Consider the following 296-nt stretch of genomic DNA (forward strand, 5'->3'; position numbering starts at 1 on the left):
TTCGCCGGATTAGCCTGCAGCTTAGCGATGAATTCGTTCGCTTTCGCGTCGAAGTCAGACGGCATGTCACCTTTCATACGACGGGTGAATTCTGCCGCTTCCTGTGGGAAGGCTTTAGCGTAAGCCGCGAACTTGTCGTTCCAGGCAGCTTCTTTCGCCTGGCCTGCTGCTTTCGCATCCCACTGCGCGTAGATGTCAGCAGGGATTTCAAACGGACCGTATTTCCAGCCCAGTTTTTCGCGGGTCAGCGCCACTTCGGCTTCGCCCAGCGGCGCACCGTGGGAGTCGTGGGTGCC

General features: G+C 58.4%; 1 pseudogene. It reads right to left on the reverse strand.

The features are described 5' to 3' along the window. Positions 1-296: pseudogene (locus HII27_RS26935) on the reverse strand (transketolase); the annotation flags it as partial.

The sequence above is a fragment of the Kluyvera sichuanensis genome (genome assembly GCF_014218705.1).
Taxonomy (GTDB): domain Bacteria; phylum Pseudomonadota; class Gammaproteobacteria; order Enterobacterales; family Enterobacteriaceae; genus Kluyvera; species Kluyvera sichuanensis.